The organism is Poseidonocella sp. HB161398 (genome assembly GCF_005870025.1).
In the GTDB taxonomy this organism is placed as follows: domain Bacteria; phylum Pseudomonadota; class Alphaproteobacteria; order Rhodobacterales; family Rhodobacteraceae; genus Mangrovicoccus.
Genome location: NZ_VATA01000165.1, coordinates 1 through 3,550, shown reverse-complemented (window position 1 = coordinate 3,550; position 3,550 = coordinate 1). Strand labels below are relative to the sequence as shown.

3 protein-coding genes are annotated in these 3,550 nt (G+C 67.6%); 1 reads left to right on the top strand and 2 read right to left on the bottom strand.

Features of this window, described 5'->3' with window-relative positions; genetic code table 11:
* Positions 1–55: 55 nt before the first annotated feature.
* Both dcuC and FGX59_RS36220 read right to left on the bottom strand, forming a co-directional pair.
* Complete coding sequence (gene dcuC, locus FGX59_RS36225; RefSeq protein WP_138473395.1) at positions 56–1,429, bottom strand: C4-dicarboxylate transporter DcuC; 1,374 nt, start codon at positions 1,427–1,429, stop codon at positions 56–58.
* Positions 1,430–1,454: 25 nt separating this feature from the next.
* Positions 1,455–2,348, bottom strand: a complete 894-nt coding sequence (locus FGX59_RS36220) for an alpha/beta fold hydrolase (RefSeq protein WP_138473394.1) — start codon at positions 2,346–2,348, stop codon at positions 1,455–1,457.
* Positions 2,349–2,458: 110 nt separating this feature from the next.
* On the opposite strand from FGX59_RS36220, the gene FGX59_RS36215 reads away from it, so the two are divergent.
* A complete protein-coding gene (locus tag FGX59_RS36215) occupies positions 2,459–3,370 on the top strand; it encodes a LysR family transcriptional regulator (RefSeq protein WP_138473393.1) in 912 nt (303 codons plus the stop codon).
* Positions 3,371–3,550 lie beyond the last annotated feature (180 nt).

Below are 3,550 nucleotides of genomic sequence, written 5' to 3'. Positions count from 1 at the left end.
CGTGCCCCCGCCCGGCCTTTCCGCGAAACGGTCCTCCGGCGGGCGGGGGCGGGGGTCATTCGAAGATCACGCCGGTGATCAGCACGACCAGGATGCCGCCGATCACCGGCAGGGCCGTGCGCTTGACGATATCGAAGGGCGAGCATTTTCCGGCGTCGCTGACGGCGATGATCACCCCCGCGACCGGCGACATCGACCGTGCCAGGCCGGCCGTCAGCTGCATCGGCAGCAGCATCGCCACCGGCGCCACCCCGAAGCTGGAGGCGATGCCCGGTGCCAGCTGGCCGAAGGAGAAGAAGGCGGCATTGCCCGAGCCGGTGATGATCGCGATGACCATGACCATCAGGCACATGACGACGGTCATGGCAGTGACGGCAAAGCCCGCGTTCTGGGCCAGCTGGATCAGGAAATCCACCATGCCCACGGTCTGCAGGCCGGCGGCAAAGACCTCGGCGCAGACGATCAGCGACACGATGCGGGCGAACATCTGGCCCATGCCGTCGAAGAAGCTCATGAAGCCCTTGCTGACGGCGCGGGGATCGCGGCGGATGAACAGTTCGCAGATCAGCCCGAAGAGCGCGCCCATCAGCATGGCGGTGATGACGTTCAGCGTGATCGAGCTGACCAGCAGCTTGCTGAAGATCAGCGTCAGCGCCAGCGGGATCATCGGCATCAGCGCATAGAAGGCGGGCGCGCGGCCGCCGATCTCGGGCTCCGCGGCGGGCGCGGCCTCTTCGGGTTTCACCTCGTGGCTGTCACGCCAGTCGAAATAGCGCGCGCTGATATAGGTCAGCACGGCGATGACGATGATCGCGGGGATCGAGGCGGGCAGCTGGTAGCTGGCGAAATAGGTTGCCACGTCCAGATCGGCGGTGCGCGCGGCCAGGTTCGAGGCGCCCGAGGCCGGGCCCAGATCCAGAACGGCGGTGGTGCCGATCATGGCGGCGGCGGCCGCCGGGCTGACGCCCAGGCGGACCAGCGTGGGGAAGAAGGTCACCAGCAGCAGCATGGCCAGGCCCGCCGCACTGGGGATGAAGATGTTCAGGAACTGGCCCACCACATAGCCAAGCGCCAGCACCATGTAAGGCGAGCGCAGCCGCTTCAGCGGCCGGATGCACAGCGCCACCATGGCCTCGGTCGCGCCGATATGTTCCATGTACTTGGCAAAGCCCCCGGCGGCCATGATGATCATGCCGAGCCCCGCCGCGCGGTAGGACAGAGAGCCGCGCACGTAGTCGAACACGTCGAAGAAGGTCAGCCCGGTCGATGTCGCGCTCTTGAACAGGATCGAGCTGTCCGGCGCGATCAGCGGTGTCAGCCCCAGCAGGATCAGCCCCGCCAGCAGCAGCACGGTGTGCGACTGGTATCTCTTGATGATCAGCCAGGCCGCGGCAATCGTCACGACCAGGCCTACGATGAAGCCCAACATGTTTTCTCCTCCAATTGGTATTGCTTCAGCGCGAAGGCTGGCCGGTCTCCGGTGCCGGCATGCTATCCGCGATGAAGGTCTCGATCGCCTCTTCGAAGGCGGGGGCGTTTTCCAGGTAGGGCGCATGGCCGCTGTCCGGGATTTCGCGTTGCGTGGCAAAGGCCGTCAGGCGGGCCAGTTCCCGCGACAGCTCGGGCCGCACGACCGGGTCGCGGGCACCGAAGAGCACCAGCACCGGCATGCTGATCCTGGCGTAGTCGTTGCGCAGATCTGCGAATTGCAGCATCCGGGTGGCCTGGAACAGGCCGTCGGGATTGGTGTCGGCCGCGACCCGCGCGGCCAGGTCGAGCGCGAAGCCGTCCGCGGGCTGGGCCAGCATGGCCGCGGCGCGGCTCTGGCCGTATTTCCGGCCGCCCTGTTCGCGCAACGTGCGGATGCGCTCGGTCAGTTTCTCGCTCGGCGGCGTGTCGCGGGGCTCGGCATAGCCCGCGTGGCTGCATGACAGCACAAGCCGCGACAGAGGCGCATCGGGCAGGGCCGCCAGCCGCGCGGCCACTGCGCCGCCCATCGAATGGCCGATCACAATGGGCCGTTCCAGCCCGAGTGCCGCGATGAAGGCCCGGGCCCGGTCGGCGAAGGCATCGATCTGCTGGTCGGCGGGCGAGGACCCCATGTAGCCCGGCGCATCCCAGGCGATCACCCGGTAGCGGCTGGTGAGGTTCCTGAACTGCCACGCCCAGCTGTCGGCGCTGCCCAGAAGCCCGTGCAGGAACAGCAGGACCGGCCCTTTCCCCGCATCGCGGTAGGACACGGTGGCGTCGCCCGCCTGCACCGTCCGGCGCGGCGGCAGGGCCTGAAGCAGATCGGCGGCGGAGCCTGGAAAGGGGGGCTGGCTTGGAACGGTCACGACAAGGCTCACTCTGCGGCTTCGGTTCGAGGCGGCACCTTATCGGCGGAAAAAACATTCCCAAATCGCATATACTGCATTAACTCATAGAAAATACTGATACGAGAGGAGAGGGGTCGGCCATGAACCTGCGCGCGCTCCAGGCCTTCAACGCGGTGCTGGCCACCGGATCCGTCAGCGGGGCCGCGCGGCACATGAACCTCAGCCAGCCCGCCGTCAGCCGCCAGATCGCGCTGCTGGAGGCCGAGCTGAACCTCACCCTGTTCAAGCGCGAGCGCCGCCGCCTGGCCCTGACCGAACAGGGTCAGGCCTTTGCCAGGGAATCCCGCCGCATCCTGGCCAGCCTGCAGGAAATCCCCCGCATCGCCGACGAGATCCGCCAGGGGCGGCTGCAGCGGCTGCGCATCGTGACCATGCCCCGCACGGCCATGTCCATCGTGGCGCCTGCCGTGGCGCGGTTTTCCCGGCAGGCGCCGGGGGTCGAGATCTCGCTCGACATGCGCGGGCATCGCGACATGGAGGCCTGGATCAACGGGCGCGAATACGATCTGGGCTTCGGCAATGTGCCGATCTCCCACCGGGCGGCCGTGGGCACCCCTCTGGCGCGCGCCGCGCTGGAACTGGTGGTGCCCGCCGCTCATGCCCTGTCGGGCGAGGCCCGCGTGCCGCTCGAGGCGCTGACGGGCGAGACCCTGGTCAACCAGTTTCCCGGCATGCTGCTGCGCAACCAGGTCGATGCCCTGCTGGAGACCCGGCAGGTGAAGGTCGCGCGCGAGGTCCTGACCAATTCGTCGCAGATGCAGCAGCACCTTGTGGCCAATGGCGCGGGCGTGGCGATCATCGACCGGCTCAGCACGCTGACCATGGGTCCCGATCAGCTTGTCTCGGTCCCGTTGGAGCCCACGCAATGGGTCGTCTTCGGCACGATCCAGCACCGCGAGACCGAGCCCGATCCCATCCTCGGCAGCCTGATCGCGGCCCTGCGCGCCCAGGTCGAGCGCCATGCGCGTGCCGGGTCGATCGAGCTGGTCTGAGCGCGCCGCACGCGGCGATCAGCCTCCCCGGCTTTTTCGGAAGACGCGTTCGCCTTCCAGTCTCTGAAGAGTGAGCAGCATGGCCATGCCGAGCGGGCAAAGAGGGAAGAATATCGTGCTGTCGTGGTTCGAGTAGACGCCGTCCGATGGCCCCCCGTTCTTGCGGGGGCTTGGTCGTAG